14 protein-coding genes are annotated in these 16,768 nt (G+C 67.4%); 11 read left to right on the top strand and 3 right to left on the bottom strand.

Going from position 1 to position 16,768, the window contains the following annotated elements:
• Positions 1-32 precede the first annotated feature (32 nt).
• The 9 genes from IB259_RS07240 to IB259_RS07200 all read left to right on the top strand — a co-directional run bounded on the left by IB259_RS07240 (position 33) and on the right by IB259_RS07200 (position 11,726).
• Positions 33-1,514, top strand: coding sequence for an amidase (locus tag IB259_RS07240; RefSeq protein ID WP_192328222.1), 1,482 nt, complete (start codon positions 33-35; stop codon positions 1,512-1,514).
• Between the two features lie 248 nt (positions 1,515-1,762).
• Positions 1,763-3,382, top strand: a complete 1,620-nt coding sequence (locus IB259_RS07235) for a methyl-accepting chemotaxis protein (RefSeq protein ID WP_054456378.1) — start codon at positions 1,763-1,765, stop codon at positions 3,380-3,382.
• Positions 3,382-3,912, top strand: coding sequence for a chemotaxis protein CheW (locus IB259_RS07230; RefSeq protein WP_370528692.1), 531 nt, complete (start codon positions 3,382-3,384; stop codon positions 3,910-3,912). The genes IB259_RS07235 and IB259_RS07230 overlap by 1 nt, the downstream gene beginning before the upstream one ends.
• Complete coding sequence (locus tag IB259_RS07225) at positions 3,909-5,192, top strand: protein-glutamate O-methyltransferase CheR (RefSeq protein WP_082401157.1); 1,284 nt, start codon at positions 3,909-3,911, stop codon at positions 5,190-5,192. Before IB259_RS07230 ends, IB259_RS07225 begins: the two co-directional genes overlap by 4 nt.
• Before the next feature lie 4 nt (positions 5,193-5,196).
• Positions 5,197-5,847 carry a chemotaxis protein CheW gene (locus IB259_RS07220; RefSeq protein WP_192328901.1) on the top strand — a complete coding sequence of 217 codons (651 nt, stop codon included), beginning with the start codon at positions 5,197-5,199 and terminating at the stop codon, positions 5,845-5,847.
• Positions 5,844-8,099, top strand: coding sequence for a hybrid sensor histidine kinase/response regulator (locus tag IB259_RS07215; RefSeq protein WP_192328216.1), 2,256 nt, complete (start codon positions 5,844-5,846; stop codon positions 8,097-8,099). The genes IB259_RS07220 and IB259_RS07215 overlap by 4 nt, the downstream gene beginning before the upstream one ends.
• Entirely contained in the window at positions 8,096-9,106 is a 1,011-nt protein-coding gene (locus IB259_RS07210) for a chemotaxis response regulator protein-glutamate methylesterase (protein ID WP_054456381.1), read from the top strand. The genes IB259_RS07215 and IB259_RS07210 overlap by 4 nt, the downstream gene beginning before the upstream one ends.
• A 34-nt stretch (positions 9,107-9,140) precedes the next feature.
• Entirely contained in the window at positions 9,141-10,154 is a 1,014-nt protein-coding gene (locus IB259_RS07205) for a PleD family two-component system response regulator (RefSeq protein ID WP_054456382.1), read from the top strand.
• A 288-nt stretch (positions 10,155-10,442) separates the two neighbouring features.
• Positions 10,443-11,726, top strand: a complete 1,284-nt coding sequence (locus IB259_RS07200; RefSeq protein ID WP_192328213.1) for a cystathionine gamma-synthase family protein — start codon at positions 10,443-10,445, stop codon at positions 11,724-11,726.
• Between the two features lie 26 nt (positions 11,727-11,752).
• On the opposite strand, the gene IB259_RS07195 is transcribed toward IB259_RS07200, so the two are convergent.
• Positions 11,753-13,264, bottom strand: a complete 1,512-nt coding sequence (locus IB259_RS07195) for an MFS transporter (protein WP_192328210.1) — start codon at positions 13,262-13,264, stop codon at positions 11,753-11,755.
• A gap of 154 nt (positions 13,265-13,418) precedes the next feature.
• On the opposite strand from IB259_RS07195, the gene IB259_RS07190 reads away from it, so the two are divergent.
• Positions 13,419-14,303 carry a LysR family transcriptional regulator gene (locus tag IB259_RS07190; protein ID WP_192328207.1) on the top strand — a complete coding sequence of 295 codons (885 nt, stop codon included), beginning with the start codon at positions 13,419-13,421 and terminating at the stop codon, positions 14,301-14,303.
• A 14-nt stretch (positions 14,304-14,317) separates the two neighbouring features.
• Here IB259_RS07190 and IB259_RS07185 read toward each other — a convergent pair whose 3' ends face one another.
• Together IB259_RS07185 and IB259_RS07180 are read right to left on the bottom strand one after the other, a co-directional pair.
• The gene (locus tag IB259_RS07185) at positions 14,318-15,004 is read right to left on the bottom strand and encodes a GntR family transcriptional regulator (RefSeq protein WP_054456386.1); all 687 of its coding nucleotides are present in this window, start codon (positions 15,002-15,004) and stop codon (positions 14,318-14,320) included.
• A gap of 90 nt (positions 15,005-15,094) precedes the next feature.
• A complete protein-coding gene (locus IB259_RS07180) occupies positions 15,095-16,123 on the bottom strand; it encodes a MerR family transcriptional regulator (RefSeq protein WP_192328204.1) in 1,029 nt (342 codons plus the stop codon).
• A 176-nt stretch (positions 16,124-16,299) separates the two neighbouring features.
• On the opposite strand from IB259_RS07180, the gene IB259_RS07175 reads away from it, so the two are divergent.
• A complete protein-coding gene (locus IB259_RS07175; protein WP_125472167.1) occupies positions 16,300-16,761 on the top strand; it encodes a GNAT family N-acetyltransferase in 462 nt (153 codons plus the stop codon).
• Positions 16,762-16,768 lie beyond the last annotated feature (7 nt).

Raw genomic sequence — 16,768 nt, 5'->3', positions numbered from 1 at the left:
CCGAGTCGAAGGCGCGCCGCAAGGAGACCCGCATGACCATTGCCGCCCCGGCCGCAGCCGTCCCATTGAACGACATCGTGGCGATGCCCGCGCACGCGCTGTCCGAGGCGATCCGCAAGCGTCAGGTGTCCTGCCGCGAGGTCATGGCGGCCTACCTGGCGCACATCGACCGGGTCAATCCCAAGCTCAACGCCATCGTCGCCCGGCGCGACAGCGACGAACTGCTGCGCGAGGCCGATGAGCGCGACGCCCAATTGGCCGCGGGACAGTGGCTGGGCTGGCTGCATGGCATGCCGCAGGCGCCCAAGGACCTGACCGCCGTGCGCGGCATGGTCACGTCCATGGGCTCGCTGGTCTACAAGGACCAGGTCACGGCGCACGACTCCATCATCATCGAGCGCATGCGCGCGTCCGGCGCCATCTTCATCGGCCGCAGCAACGTGCCGGAGTTCGGCCTGGGCTCGCACACCTATAACCAGGTATATGGCGTCACGGGCAACCCCTACGATCCGTCCCGGACCGCGGGCGGCAGCAGCGGCGGCGCTGCGGCCGCGCTGGCGGCCCGCATGCTGCCGGTGGCGGACGGCAGCGATTTCGGCGGCTCGCTGCGCAATCCCGCGGCGTTCTGCAACGTCTACGGCATGCGCCCGTCCGCTGGCCGCGTGCCTTACGGACCGTCGACCGAGGTTTTCCTCAAGCAGCTGGCGGTTGAGGGGCCGATGGGCCGTACACCGCGCGACGTGGCCATGCTGCTGTCCGTGATGGCGGGGCCCGACCGCCGCGTGCCGCTGTCCCTGACCGGCGACCCGGCGCAGTTCGCGCAGTCCCTGGACGCCGACCTGCGGGGCAAGCGCGTGGGCTGGCTGGGCGACTGGAATGGCTACCTGCCGATGGAGGCGGGCATTCTGGACCTGTGCGAGCAGGCGCTGGCCGGCCTGGCGCAGACCGGCTGCGAGGCGGTCGACTACCAGGTGCCATTCGCCGGCGAACGCCTTTGGCGCATCTGGCTGGCTCACCGCCACTTGATGGTGGGCGGACAACTGCACCCCCTCGTCCACAATCCCGAAACCCGCAAGCTGGTGAAGCCGGCCGTGGTCTGGGAAGTCGAAGGGCTGGAAGGCATGACGGCGCGGCAGGTTTACCAGGCCACCGAAGAGCGCAGCGCCTGGTACCAGACCGTGCAGCGCATGTTCGACGACGTGGATTATCTGGCGGTGCCGTCGGCCCAGGTGTTCCCCTTCGACGCGGCGCTGGACTGGCCCAAGGAGATCGCCGGGCGTCCCATGGACACTTATCACCGCTGGATGGAGACCGTCACGCCCTGGACGCTGGCGGGCTGCCCGGTGATCAGCGTGCCGGTGGGATTCAACGCCGCAGGGCTGCCCATGGGCATGCAGCTTATCGGGCCGCCGCAGGCGGACCTGGCTGTGCTGCAGCTTGCGCACGCCTATGGGCAGGCGCAAGACTGGGTGCAATCCCGTCCGCCCGCGGCGCTTTGGAGCGGCGCCGCCTGAAAACGGGTCCGGTACGCATTGTTGCGGGAAAAGACAAGCCCTTGTAAGAGGGCTTTGCTTTTTTCCGACGCAAAGCGCCATATTTCCCGCAATTTCGGCGTTTTCCGTGGCTGTCAGCGTTTGCCTTTGCAATAATTGTCAACCAACTCACAACATCCCGTAATAAATGGACAGCCTTGTGTCCCCGGTTCTGTTCCAGAATATTTCGGTCCAATCGACGAGTTGATTTTGCATAGAGGTCTCCCGGCATGAAGAATCTGACACTACGCCAGCGCATCCTGGCCAGCTTCCTGGCGATTCTGGCCATCATGGCGTTGATGGTGGTGATGGATTACCGGCGCCTGCTGGTCATCGAGTCGGAAGTCGAGCTGATCAACAATGATGCCGTGCCCGGCATCTACTACAGCACTTCGATCCGGGCCTCCTGGTTCGCCGGCTTCGTGCTGGTGCAGGACGCGTTCAACATGGAGACGGACCAGGAACGCAGCCGCATCCTGGCGGGTCTGCCCGAGACCGATAAGTTGCTGGCGGACGATATCGAGCAATACCGTCGCACCATCGCGCGCGCCGACGACCGGCAGATGTTCGAGGAGTTCGAGAAGGAACTGCAGGAGTACAGACGCATCCGCGCCAACATTCTTGCGCCTGCCGCGCTGGCGGACCCGGCGCGGGCGCAGGCGCTGATCAAGGCGGAACTGCGGCCGGCGTTCTACAAGGGCCGCGACATCCTCGCCAGGATGGTGCAGGAAAACAAGAAACAGGCCGACGAAGCGGCCGTCGCCATCAAGCAATCGGTGAACAGCGCCGAAACGCGCATGCTGCTGTCGCTGGGCCTGGCGATCGTGGCGGCCATCATCTGCGGCATCCTGCTGATGCGCGCCATCGCCAACCCCATGCGCGCCATCGTCAAGACCTTGGAGGCCACCGGCGGCGGCGATCTGACACGGCGACTGACGCTGGCGCGCAAGGACGAATTCAACGCCATCGAGACCGGCTTCAATGGCATGGTGGACGAGCTGACCGGTCTGGTTGGCAAGACGCAGCGCTCCGCGGTGCAGGTGGCCACCTCCGTCACCGAGATCGCGGCCACTTCCAAGCAGCAGCAGGCGACGGCCTCCGAAGTCGCCGCCACCACGACCGAGATCGGCGTGACCTCGCGCGAAATCTCCGCCACCTCGCGCGAGCTGGTGCGCACCATGGCCGAAGTCTCCGGCGCGGCCGAGCAGACCGCGGCGCTGGCGGGCAGCGGGCAGGTGGGCCTGGCGCGCATGGAAGACACCATGCGCAACGTGGTCGGGGCGGCCGGTTCGGTCAACGCCAAGCTGGCGATCCTGAACGAGAAGGCCGGCAACATCACGCAAGTGGTTACTACGATCACGAAAGTGGCGGACCAGACCAACCTGCTGTCGCTGAACGCGGCGATCGAAGCCGAGAAGGCCGGCGAATACGGCCGCGGCTTCGTGGTGGTGGCGACCGAGATCCGCCGGCTGGCGGACCAGACCGCCGTCGCCACCTACGACATCGAGCAGATGGTGCGCGAGATCCAGTCGTCGGTGTCTGCCGGCGTCATGGGCATGGACAAGTTCTCCGAGGAAGTGCGACGCGGCATGGCCGACATGCAGCAGGTGGGCGACCAGCTGTCGCAGATCATCCAGCAGGTGCAGACGCTGGCGCCGCGCGTGCAAATGGTCAACGAAGGCATGCAGGCGCAGGCCACCGGCGCCGAACAGATCAACCAGGCCCTGCAGCAGCTGAGCGACGCCGCCCAGCAGACCGTGGAATCGCTGCGCCAGTCCACGCTGGCGATCGAAGAACTGACGCTGGTCGCCAACGACCTGCGCAGCGGCGTTTCGCGCTTCAAGGTGTGATGGTTGCCATGGCGCAGCGCGCTCCCTCTGCTGCGGCCGGACGCCGGCTGTACCTGCTGTTCCGCATCGGCGGCGACCGCTATGCGCTGGACGCAAGAGACATCGCCGAGGTGCTGGGCCTGCGCCCGTTCAAGCAGGTGCCGGGCGCGCCGGCGTGGGTGGCCGGCGTGATGGACCGCCGCGGCGTGGCTGTCCCCGTCATCGACATGAGCGCGCTGGCGGGGGGCGGCGCGGCCGCCGCCGTCACCAGCACCCGGCTGGCCCTGGTGCGCTATCAGGCGCAGTCGGACGGGCCGGAACATCTGCTGGGGCTGATCCTGGAGCAGGCGACCGAAACCGTGCACTACGATCCCGCAGCGTTTCAGTCCGGCGGCCTGGACAATCCGCAGGCGCGCTATCTGGGCGCGGTGCTCGGCGATGCCGACGGCATGGTGCAGGCTGTCAACGTGCGCGACCTGCTGCCTGCGCCCGTGCAGGCGCTGTTGTTTCCCGCCGACGCCGCAGGCGCGGCGCGCGAGGCGCGGCCATGATGCTGATCGACGAGTTCAGCGCCTTGCTCAAGCGGCGCATGGGCCTGGATAGCGGCTCCATCGGCAAGGCCGCCGTCGAGCGCGCGGTGCGGCGCAGAATGGGCATGGCCGGCATTGCCGACGAGCAGGATTACCTGTGGCAGGTGCAGGCGGCGCCTGCCGAGATGCAGCAGCTCATCGAAGCGGTCATCGTGCCGGAGACCTGGTTTTTCCGTTATCCCGAATCGCAGGCGGCCATGGCCGCGCTGGCGCGGGCGCGCCTGTACGCCACGGGCGCCGAAGGCCGTGTGTTGCGCGTGCTGAGCGTGCCCTGTTCCAGCGGCGAGGAGCCTTACTCCATCGCCATGGCGCTGCTGGACGCCGGCGTGCCCGCCGAACGTTTCCAGATCGACGCCTTCGACATCAGCGTGCGCATGGTCGAATTCGCGCGGCGCGGCCTGTACGGCCGCAATTCATTCCGCGGCGATGACCTGGGGTACCGCGACCGCTATTTTTCGGAGACCGCCGACGGCCACCAGCTGGCCGCCCACGTGGCGGCGCAGGTGCGGTTCCAGGCCGGAAATCTGTTCGATCCCGATCTGCTGGCAGGGGTGGCGCCCTATGACTTTGTGTTCTGCCGCAATCTGCTCATCTATTTCGACGCGGCAACGCAGGCCCGCGCCGTGCAGGTGCTGCGCAGCTTTACGCGCGAGGATGGCGTGCTTTTCGTCGGCCCGGCCGAAACCACCTTGCTGACCGGCCGCAGGCTGCCGGCAGTGCCCATGGCGCGTTCGTTCGCCTTCCTGGCCAAGCCGCTGCCCCCGCCGGCCGAGCCTGTCGCGCCGGCGGCAGCGCGGCCCATCGTGCACAGCTGGACGCCGCCCAGGCGGCCGCTGGCCCAGGCGCCGGAGCCCGGCCTGCCCCTGGCGCATGCGCCCATACCGGCGATACCCGCGGCGCCCGTGGTCGCCTCGGCCGGATTGCGCGACGCGCAGGCCTCCTTGCGCCATATCGCGGCCCTGGCCGACCAGGGCCGGGTGCAGGACGCCATGGCGCAGTGCCAGGCGCACATAGGCACCCACGGCGCCAGCGCCGAAGCCCTGTATCTGCAAGGCTTGCTGCAGGACGCGGCAGGCGACGCGCGGCAGGCGCAAGCGGCCTACCGCAAGGCGCTCTATCTCGATCCGACCCATCGCGAAGCCCTGCTGCATCTGGCCGCGCTGGTGGCGTCGGACGGCGATCACGAAGCGGCCAGCCGCCTGCAGGCGCGCGCGGCTCGCGGGGAGGCGCGACGTGGTTGAAATCATGGGCGCGCTGTCCGACGTGGACGACTGCTGGAACCGCATCGGCATCCGCGGCGACAAGAGTTGCGCGCAATTGGCCGACCACGTGCATTGCCGCAATTGTCCGGTCTATGCGGCGGCGGCCAAGCGCATACTTGACCGTCTGCCGCCGCAAATGGAAGAGCAGGGCGCCGAAGAGGCCCAGCAGGAGCGCGCGAGGCTGTCTTCGCTGCTGGTGTTCCGCGTGCACCGCGAATGGCTGGGGCTGCCGACCCGGGCGCTGGACGAAGTGGCCGGCACCCGCAGCATCCTGAGCCTGCCGCACCGGCGCGATCCGGCGATGCTGGGCGTGACCAATGTGCGCGGCTCCCTCACTGTGTGCGTGTCGCTGGCGCGCCTGCTGGGCCTGGAGGCGGCAGCGGAGGACGCGCGCGAGCGGCCCGCCACGGCGCGCATGCTGATACTGGGCGGCGCAGGCCGCGCGGTGGTCGTGCCGGTGGATGAGGTCGAAGGCATGCACGCCGTGGACCTGGACGGGCTGGAGCCCCTGCCCGCGACCGTGGAGGGCGCAAGCCTCAAGTACTCGCGCGGCATGGCCCGCTGCGGCGGCCGCGCCGTGGGCGTGTTGGACGAGACCTTGCTGATGCAAGCTTTGGAACGGAGCCTGGCGTGAATCCGGATCAGATGCGCGATGCCTCGCTTCTGGAATTGTTCCAGCTGGAGACCCGCACCCAGGTGGAGGTGCTGAACAAGGGCCTGCTGGCCCTGGAGCACGACCCCACGTCCGCGCCGCAGCTGGAAGCCTGCATGCGCGCGGCCCATTCGCTCAAGGGCGCGGCCCGCATCGTCGATCTGCATCCGGCGGTGCGCATCGCGCACGCCATGGAGGATTGCCTGGTTGAGGCGCGCGAAGGCCGGCTGCGGCTGCAGGCCGCGGACATCGATGCCCTGCTGATGGGCGCGGACCTGTTGCAGCGCGTGGCCACGCCGGGTGTGGAGCTGGGTAGCGAGATCGACGAGCTGGTGAAGCGCCTGAGCAATGCGCCTGCGTTGCCGGCAGCGCAGGCTGCCGCGCCGGTCCCCAAGCCCTCGGATTTCCTGCCGCCGATTCCGGTCCTGGATGAACCGCCCGCCGCAGCGGTGCAAAGGCGCAGTTCGGACGCGGGATTGGGCGAGGGCGAACGCGTGCTGCGCGTGACGGCTGACACCCTCAACAAATTGCTGGGCCTGTCCAGCGAGACCCTGGTGGAGTCGCACTGGATCGCGCCCTTTGGCGCGTCCATGCTGCGTCTGAAGCGCATGCAGGCGGGCGCGGTCCAGGCATTGGACGGCGTGCGCGCGGCCCTGGCGGGCCAGGCGCTGGACGCGCAGGCGCAAGCCGCGCTGGACGATGCCCTGCGCATCGTCCAGCAATGCCAGCAGGAGCTGTCGCAGCGCACCGGCGAGGTCGACGAATTCGGCTGGCGCATGGGCCACCTGGCCCAGCGCCTGTACGACACCGCGCTGGCCTGCCGCATGCGGCCGTTCGGCGACGGGGTGGGAGGCATGGCGCGCATGGTCCGCGACGTAGGCCGCGCGCTGGGCAAGCAGGTGCGGCTGGAAATCGAAGGCGAGTCCACCCAGGTGGATCGCGACATCCTGGAAAAGCTCGACGCGCCGCTGATGCACCTGTTGCGCAACGCGGTGGACCACGGCATCGAGATGCCGCAGGACCGGCTGGCGGCGGGCAAGCCGGCTGAAGGCCGTATCCGGCTGTCGGCGCGCCATGCGGCCGGCATGCTGCTGATTGAACTCAGCGACGACGGCGCCGGCATTTCGCTGGACCGGCTGCGCGTGGAAGTGGTGCAGCGCAAGCTGGCCAGCGCGGAAACCGCGGCCCGGCTGACCGAGGCCGAGCTGCTGGAGTTCCTGTTCCTGTCGGGCTTCAGCACGCGCGGCGAAGTCACGGAGATCTCGGGGCGCGGGGTGGGGTTGGACGTGGTGCAGACCATGGTGCGCCAGTTGCGCGGCGCGGTGCGCATCCAGCAGCAGACGGGGCAGGGCACCCGTTTCATGCTGGAGATGCCCTTGTCGCTCTCGGTGGTGCGCAGCCTGCTGGTCGAGGTGCAGGAAGAGATCTACGCATTCCCGCTGGCCTACGTCAACCACGCGCTGCAAGTGCGCGCCGAAGACATCGAACAGCTCGAAGGGCATCAGCATTTCCGCTTCATGGACCGGCAGATCGGGCTGGTGTCCGCGCGCCAGATCCTGCGCACGGGCGGCGCCGCGCCAGCCTCCGAAACGGTATGCGTGGTGCTGGTGGGCGACCACGACCGGCTTTATGGCGTTGCCGTGGACCGTTACGTGGGCGAGCGCACGCTGGTGGTGCAGCCGCTGGACCCGCGTCTGGGCAAGGTGCAGGACGTGATGGCGGGCGCATTGATGGACGATGGCACGCCGCTGCTGATCCTCGACGTGGAAGACATGCTGGTGTCGGTGCAGAAGCTGGTGGAAGGCGGACAGCTGAGCCGGGTGGACGGCGCGGGCGCGGCCGAACAGGCGCGGCGGCGCAAGCGCGTGCTGGTGGTGGACGACTCGCTTACGGTGCGGGAGCTGGAGCGCAAGCTGCTGTTGAACCGCGGCTTCGACGTGGCCGTGGCCGTGGACGGCATGGACGGCTGGAACATGTTGCGCAGCGAGTCGTTCGACCTGGTCGTGACCGACGTGGACATGCCGCGCATGGACGGCATTGAACTGGTGTCGCGCATCAAGGCCGATCCCAAGCTGCAGGGCCTGCCGGTGATGGTGGTGTCGTACAAGGACAGGGAAGAGGACAGGAGGCGCGGGCTGGACGCCGGCGCCGACTATTATCTGGCGAAGGGCAGCTTCCATGACGACGCGCTGCTCGACGCGGTGGAAGACCTGATCGGAAAGGCGCGCACGTGAGAGTCGGAATCGTCAACGACATGCCGATGGCAGTGGAAGTGCTGCGGCGCGCGATCGCGCTGGAGCCGGGGCTGGACCTCGCCTGGGTCGCGACCAACGGCCAGGAGGCCGTGGACCTGTGCGCCCGCGACCGGCCGGACGTGGTGCTGATGGACCTCATCATGCCCATCATGGACGGCGTCGAAGCCACGCGCCGCATCATGGCCGAAACACCCTGCGCGATCGTGGTGGTGACCGCCGACGTGGCGCGCCATACCTCGCGCGTGTTCGACGCCATGGGCCATGGGGCGCTGGACGCGGCAGATACCCCGGTAATCGGCAGCGGCGACATGCGCACGGCGTCTGCGCCGCTGCTGCGCAAGATCCGCAACGTGGGCTGGCTGATCGGCCGCTATGGCAAGCGGCCTGCCCTGACGCCGGTGGCCCGGCCCATGCAACAGGGCGATGCCAAGCGGCTCCTGGTCATCGGCGCATCGGCTGGTGGTCCGCCGGCGCTGGCGCATCTGCTGAAGGGAATACCGCCGGAGTTCCCCGCGGGCATCGTGTTGGTACAGCACGTGGACGCCTCGTTTGCCGCGGGCATGGCGGACTGGCTCAATGAACAGGCGCCGCTGCCCGTCAGGCTGGTGCGCGAGGGCGAATGGCCCGAACCTGGCCAGATATTGCTGGCCGGCACCGGCGACCATCTGCACATGCTGGCCGACGGCACGCTGCGCTACACCGAAACTCCCAAGGAAAGCCTGTACCGGCCTTCCATCGACGTTTTTTTCCATAGCGTGGCGCAGCACTGGCGCGGCCTGGCCGTCGGCGTGCTGCTGACGGGCATGGGCCAGGACGGCGCGCGCGGGCTGAAGGCGCTGCGCGAACGCGGCTACCTGACGATTGCGCAGGACCAGGCCAGCAGCGCCGTCTACGGCATGCCCAAGGCCGCGGCCGCCATGCAGGCGGCCGTGGAAATCCGCCCATTGGACCAAATCGCTCCCCGCGTGATCCAGGCCTTTGCCTGAGCGCGCGGACCTCGACAGCATTCAAGGACTCACTATGCAACCTCCCATTGACAGCTCGGCTTCGGCGAACCTGCATTCGCATGCGGCCATGGTGTTGCTCGTCGACGACCAGGTGATGGTCGGCGAGGCCATCAGGCGGGCCCTGGCCACGGAGGGCAACATCGACTTCCACTATTGCTCGGATCCGGAAAAGGCGCTGGCCGTGGCGATCCAGACCCGGCCCACCGTCATCCTGCAGGACCTGGTGCTGCCGGGCGTGGACGGACTGAGCCTGGTGCAGGAGTACCGTGGCCATCCGGTGACGCGCGATATCCCCATCATCGTGCTGTCCACCAAGGAAGATCCGGCGATCAAGAGCGCGGCCTTTGCCGCCGGCGCCAACGACTATCTGGTGAAGCTGCCCGACTCCATCGAGCTGGTGGCGCGCATCCGCTACCACTCGCGCTCCTACCTGGCCCTGGTGCAGCGCGACGAGGCCTACCAGGCCTTGCGCCAGAGCCAGCAGCAATTGCTGGAAAGCAATATGGAGCTGCGCCGGCTGACCAATTCCGACGGCCTGACGGGCCTGGGCAATCGCCGTTATTTCGACGAATACCTCAATGCCGAGTGGCAGCGTGCGCGCCGCGACGGCCGCGAAATCAGCATGCTCATGATCGACGTGGACCACTTCAAGGCCTACAACGACACCTACGGCCACATCGCTGGCGACGAGGCGCTCAAGCGGGTGGCCAACACCATCTTCGCCAGTTGCGACCGGTCCACCGACCTGGCGGCGCGCTTTGGCGGCGAGGAGTTTGCGCTGGTATTGCCTGGCACCCCGGCCGGCAGCGCGCGCCTGGCCGCCGAGAAGCTGCGCCGCGCGGTGGAAGCCTTGCAGATTCCGCAGAAGGACACTGGCGACGGCCCGTGGCTGACGGTCAGCATCGGCACGGCCACGGCGGTGCCGCAAGGCGACCAGCCCTGCACCGACCTGATCCAGGTGGCCGACCGAGGCCTCTATCAAGCCAAGCGGCAGGGCCGCAATCGCGTTGTTCCCGGGGTGATGTAGGGCGCGGCCGCAGGCAGGCTGCGCCAGCCATCCTCCGCGGGTTTCATGATTTTCCTGTCGATTGCGCCAAGTTGAGGTAATCAGGCAGCGCCTTTCAGGAAATCCCCATAAGGGGAAATATTGTTTCTCACTGTCCTCGCCGGACGATGCAAGCGGAAGGACTCTTGCGGCCGGCTACTGTCATTCTTCCATGCAGCCCGAGGCGGGCGGCGCTATTGTTTTCGCATGCGTGAAGCGCCAGCCCGACGGCCCGGCCGGGCACCCGGAAACCAGACAGAGAGGCATAGCATGAGTTACTCCAGCTACCACAAGAAGGACATTTTCGGCCGCCCGCTGCATGCCGAAACCCAGATGATGTCGTACGGCTTCGACCCCTTCCTGTCGGAGGGCGCGGTCAAGCCGCCGGTGTTCCTGACGTCTACCTTCGCGTTCCGCTCGGCCGAGGATGGCGCGGCGTTCTTCGATCTGGTTTCGGGCCGCAAACCCTTGCCCCAGGGCGAGTCCGCGGGGCTGGTGTACAGCCGCTTCAACCATCCCAACCTGGAAATCGTCGAGGACCGCCTGGCGCTGCTGGATGGTTCGGAAGACGCCGCGGTGACCTCCAGCGGCATGTCGGCGATCAGCGCCGTGTTCCTGGCATTCTTGCGGCCCGGCGATCAATTGGTGCAATCCGTGCCGCTGTATGGCGGCACCGAAACCCTGATCTCCAAGATTTTCCCGGAGTGGGGGATAGGTTCGCATGCCGTCGAGGACGGCCTGTCGGCCAAGAGCATGCGCACAGCGCTGGAGGCCGCGGCGGCGCAGGGGCCGGTGCGTCTGTTTTTTGTTGAAACGCCCGCCAATCCGACCAATGCCTTGATCGATTTCGAGGCCATGAAGAATGAGCTGGACGCCTTCGAAGCGCGGCACGGCTATCGTCCCGTGTCGGTGTGCGACAACACCCTGCTGGGCCCGATCTTCCAGAAACCGGCCGAGCATGGCGTGGACCTGTGCGTGTATTCGCTGACCAAGTATGTGGGCGGCCATAGCGACCTGGTTGCGGGCGCGGTCACCGGCAGCAAGACGCTGGTCAAGAAGGTGCGAGCCATCCGCAGCGCGTTCGGCTCTCAGCTGGACCCGCATTCCTGCTGGATGATCACGCGTTCGATGGAGACCGTGGTGCTGCGCATGAAGCAGGCCGCGCGCACGGCGACCAAGGTGGCCCAGTGGCTGTCCGGCAATCCGCATGAAAAAGTGCAGATTTTCCATCCGGAGACGATTGCGGACCGGGCCTACCAGGAAGTCTACAAACGCCAGTGCACCGGGCCGGGTTCGACCTTCGCCTTCGTGCTTGAGGGCGGGCGCGCCAAGGCGTTCCGCTTCATCAACGCGCTGCATCTGTTCAAGTCGGCCGTCAGCCTGGGAGGCACCGAATCGCTGATCTGCCATCCGGCGTCCACCACGCATTCCGGCGTTCCGGCGGCCGAGCGCGACGCGGCAGGCGTGTCCGAGGGGCTGGTGCGCGTGTCGATCGGACTGGAGCACGAGGAAGACCTGATCGCCGACATGGACCACGCCTTCCGCAACTGCTGAGCCGGGGCCGGCATGGCAGGCCTGTTTCAGGCCGCCATGCGCCGCCGGTTGACCAGCACGAACCCCGCCGTGACCAGCAGCATCAGAGCCGCGGTGGCGATGACTGCGGCATAGCCCGTGTCGAAGGCGGTCTTGGCCAGGCGGGTCAAGGCCATGCCCAGGTCCGACGACAGTCCGTCCGCCACGATCAGGGCCTGGTCCAGGCTGTCGCGCGCCAGGTCGGACTGGGGCAGGCCAACCGGCACGGCAAGCGTGTGCGCATAGACGCCGGACAGGATCGATCCCATCAGGGTGACGCCCAGCGCGCCGCCCAGCTCGTACGACACCTCTTCGATCGAGGCCGCCATGCCGGCACGCTCCGGGGTGGCGCTCTGCATGATGGTGCTGGACGCCGCGGTCATGGTGGCGCCTATGCCGGCGCCCAGTACGCACAGGCTGACCATCTGCGGCAGCAGCGCCGCGTCATAGCTCAGGAGGTAGCCGGTCATGCCCAGCCCCGACACCAGCAACGACAGGAACAGCATGGTGGCGCTGTTGACGCGGCCCAGCAGCCAGCCCGCCAGCGGACCCGCGATGAAAGCGGCCAGCGACAGCGGCAGGATGAAGAGCGCGGCTTCAAGCGGCGACATGCCCATGACCAGCTGCAGCCGCTGGCTGAACACCAGCTCCATGCCCAGCAGCGCAGCGGCGGCGAACAGCGCAGCCGCCACGGCCGAACTGAAGCTGAGGTTGCGGAAGATGGCGAAGTCGATCAGCGGATAAGGCCGCGCGCGCTGGCGCCGCACAAACACGGCGAGCATGGCCGCGCCCGCAGCGCAGGCCAGGCCGGCGTCGCGCCAGGACGGGTCGGTCTTGCCCAGTTCCTTCAGCGCGTAGGCGCACAGGATCAGGCCGGCCATCACCTGCAACGAGCCCGGCAGGTCCCAGGGGCGGGAGGCGTCCGGACGGCTGGCAGGAATCAGGCGCCAGGCCAGCGGCAGCGCCAGCAGCACGATGGGCACGTTGATGAGGAACACGGAACCCCACCAGAAATGCTCCAGCAGCACGCCGCCCACCACCGGGCCGACAGCGGCGCCGCCCGAGGCAACCGAGGCCCATACGCCGATGGCGATGGCGCGTTCGCGCTCGTCGGCGAAGGTCAGGCGCAGGATGGACAGCGTGGCAGGCATCATCATGGCGGCGCCCACGGCCAGCAGCGCGCGCGCCGCGATCAGCGTGGCCGCGCCCGGCGAGTAGGCGGCGCACAGGGACGCCGTGCCGAACACGACCAGCCCCGCCATGAACAGGCGCTTGTGGCCGAGGCGGTCGCCCAGCGTGCCCATGCCCAGCAGCAGGCCGGACACGACCAGCGCGTAGATGTTCACGATCCACAGCTTTTCCGACGCGTTGACGTTCAATTCATGCGTGAGCCGGGGCAGGGCGGTATAGAGGACGGTCATGTCGACCACGATCAACAGCAAGGCGCTGGACACGATGGCCAGCACCAGCCAGCGGCCGGGCGCGGCCGTGGCGACAGCGTTCGGTTCAGTCCGCTGCATGGTTCTACTCCTGAAACTGAAACGCCTGCCGCGCCGCGAACGCGGGCGGGGCCGGGATTGGCCGGGTCTCAGAGGGCGCCATTATCCATCTTCCAATTCGCATAAAAAAGTTTGAAACCATCTATAAAATAGATGGATAACGAGGAGTCGAGACATGCAATGGACACTGGATCAGCTACGTCATTTCGTTGCTGCTGCGGAATCGGGATCGTTCTCGGCGGCGGCGCGACGCCTGGGCCGGGCGCAGTCGGCGATCAGTAGCTCGGTAGGCTTGCTGGAAGCGGACCTGGGCGTGGAGTTGTTCGACCGGTCGCGGCGCAACGCAACCCTGACGGCCGCCGGCGAGGTCATGTTGCAGGAGGCGCAGGAACTGCTGCGCCAGGCAGGCGCGCTGGAACAGCGCGCCTTGTCGTTTGCCGCCGGGCGCGAAGCGCGCCTGGGCGTCGCGCTGGACGAAGGGCTGCCTTATCTGGTGGCCGACCAGTTGCTGAAGGAACTGGCCGAACGCTATCCGGCGCTGGAGCTGACCCAGCTCAACGGCACCGCGACGGAGGTCGCCGATTACGTGGAACAGGGCCGCGCCAGCCTGGCCTTCCAGTTTGATCGCGGCGATCCGGGCAGCGCCTTCGCCCATCGCCATCTGGGCAATGTGGCGCAGGGCATCTTCGTGGCGCAGGGCCATCCGCTGGCCGCGCTGCCCGAGGTCGGGCGCAATGACCTGGCGCGTCACCGGCAGTTGCTCATGCAGATGGACGGCGTCGACCAGGTGATGCTGAGCCCGTCGGTCTGGCGGGCCGACAGCAGCTACAACATCGCTGCCATGGCCGCCAATGGCGTGGGCTGGGCCATCCTGCCGCTGAACATCGGCGAATACCAGGGTTTCAGCAACGAGCTCGTTAGAGTGCGCTGCGCGGACCTGTTCCTGCCCATGTTGTCCGTGCGTACGCTGTGGCTGAGGGGCGGCAGCCTGAGCGAGACGGAACTCTGGCTGCAGCAGCGCATGGGCCAGCTGCTGGCGGGGACGCAGGCGCAGCCGTAGCGCGGGGGCCGGCTTCAGCTGAGCAGGGCGCTGACCAGGTCGCCGCCGCTGCGGCCGCCGTTCTTGAAATCCAGCGCCGTCTGCACATGCTCCAGATGCGCGTCCATCAGCGCGCAGGCACGGTCGGCATCGCCCGCGCGGGCGGCCTCGATGAAGGCGTGATGCTCCTGCGACGAGCAGCTGGCATCGTGCGAGCTTTGATACAGCACGGTGATGACGGCGCTGCGGGCCGAGAGTTCGCGCAACATCCCCGTCAGCACGGAATTTCCTACGGTCTCGGCCAGCAGAATGTGGAAGTGTCCGAGCAGCCGGTTGCGTTCCTGCACGTCGCCGCCTTCCAGCGCCCGGCGCTCCGCGGCCAGATGGGCGTCGATGCGGCGGTAGTCAGCCGCCGTTGCCCGCGCCACGAATTCGCGTGCGAGCGCTGCTTCCAGGATGCGCCGTACCGCATAGACCTCGCGCGCCTCGTTCGCGTCCGGCTTGCTCACGAACGCGCCCTTGTCCGGCACGATGTTGATCAGCTTGTCCTTGGACAGCATCAGCAGCGCGGCGCGGATCTTGGTCCGGCTGACCTGATACACCCCCGCCAGCGCCTCTTCGCGCAGCCGCGTGCCGGGCGGCAGCTTGTGCGCGACGATGGCCGCCGAGATTTCCTTGGCGATATCGTCGGCGCTGGGGTCGGGGCGGACTTCCTGGGACATGTTGGGGCAGGCGAGGGACAGGGCTGGTCAGTCTAGCAAATGGGCAGGCCCGGCGGGGAGCGGGCCTGCCCATGGCCGGGCGGACCCGCGCTAGCGCGCCGCCGCCAGCGCGCCCATCGCCTGCCGCATGAACGACAGGGTGGCGTCATCAGTCCAGGTGCCGGCGGTGAGCTCGGGCTCGGTCATCAGCGCGTGGCGGAATTTCGCCTGGGTGGCGGGGTCGTTGCCGGCATAGCTGCGGAACAGGTCCAGCCAGCGCCGGGCCAACGCCAGGGCCGTGGGCGAGTCCGGCGCCACGCCCGCGTCGAGCGCGTCGCGCACCTCGGCCATCAGTTCGGGCCATTCGCCAATGCGATCGCCGTAATGCTCGCGCATGTAGCGCGCCTCGTCCGGCGTGAGGTACTTCTCGTAGATCCGCAGCTTGCTTTCCGAGAAGGCTTGCAGCACGTAATCGCGCAAGGCCGGCGAGATGCCCATGAGCGCCTGCATCGAGGGCTCGCGTTCGTGCATCCGGTTCAGCTTGACCAGCAGGCGCGGATCGCGATTGGTGTCGCGCAGCAGCAGGGTCATCCAGCGCAAGGCCAGTTCGCGCGGCTGCGCCGCTTCGGGCGCGACGCCGGCATCCATCTGCGCCTGCACCTCCTTGACCAGCGCGAGCCAGTCGGCGTCGCCATTCTGGCTGCTGCGGTACATGGGCAGGCGGGCCAGTTCATCGGGGGAAAAGTATTTGTCGTACATGGTCATGAGTTCCAGAGTGGTGAGCCAATCGGCCAGCTCTGGCTCCTTGCCTTGCGCCAACTGGCCCTGCAGCTGGGCGAGACGCTCGCGCAGCCGGGAGGCTTGCTGGATCTGGCGGTCGAGCATCGCGATCTGCTTGGCGATGATTTCGTCCATGGGAGTGTCGGGCTGGTCCAGATAAGCGCCGATCTCGGCCAACGGCAATCCGAAGCGGCGCAGCGCCTGGATCTGATGCAGCCGCGCGATGTCGTCGCGGCCATACAGCCGATAGCCGTTGTCGGCGCGCGCCGAAGGCGTGAGCAGCCCGATCGCGTGATAGTGGTGCAGCGTGCGGACAGTCAGCCCGCTTCGCCTGGCCAGTTCTCCTACTTTCAGTTGCACGGCATTCCTCCTGTTGATGGCGCGGAACGAACTCTGGGACCTGACGTTGCGTGAGGGTCAAGCGTTACCGCGGGCGGCAGCTAGTCTGACACGTCGGGCGATGGGATCCAGCGATTTTGAGCGGCGGCCTTGGCCGTTCCTGGAATAATGGGCGTCCCCCGAAGAGGAAACGAACAATGAATATCCGTGAGCTGGATGCTTCCGAGTTGTCGAGTCTGCTGGATTTGTATCGGCATCTGCATCCAGCGGATGATCCCCTGCCGGGCGCGCAAACGGTCGCAGCGGTCTGGCAGGAACTGATGGAAAGCACTCGGCACAGGGTTTTTGGCGCGTATGCCGACGGCAAGCTCGCTTCAAGCTGCACGCTTACCGTCATTCCCAATTTGACGCGTGGTTGTCGGCCCTATGGCGTGATCGAGAACGTGGTGACGGATGCCGCTTACCGGCGTCAGGGCCTTGCCAAGGCGGTGCTCGACGAGGCGCTGGCGTTCGCCTGGGGCGGGAATTGCTACAAGGTCATGTTGATGACCGGTAGAAAGGACGAAGCGACCCTTCGATTCTACGAGTCCGCAGGTTTTGACAGGCATGGCAAGCAGGCTTTCATCGCGAGGCCGCCGGTATCCGGCGACCTCGGTTGAGCCGAAC

Source organism: Achromobacter sp. ACM04 (assembly GCF_014851465.1).
GTDB lineage: Bacteria > Pseudomonadota > Gammaproteobacteria > Burkholderiales > Burkholderiaceae_B > Achromobacter > Achromobacter aegrifaciens.
This window is presented reverse-complemented; position numbering and strand designations above follow the sequence as displayed.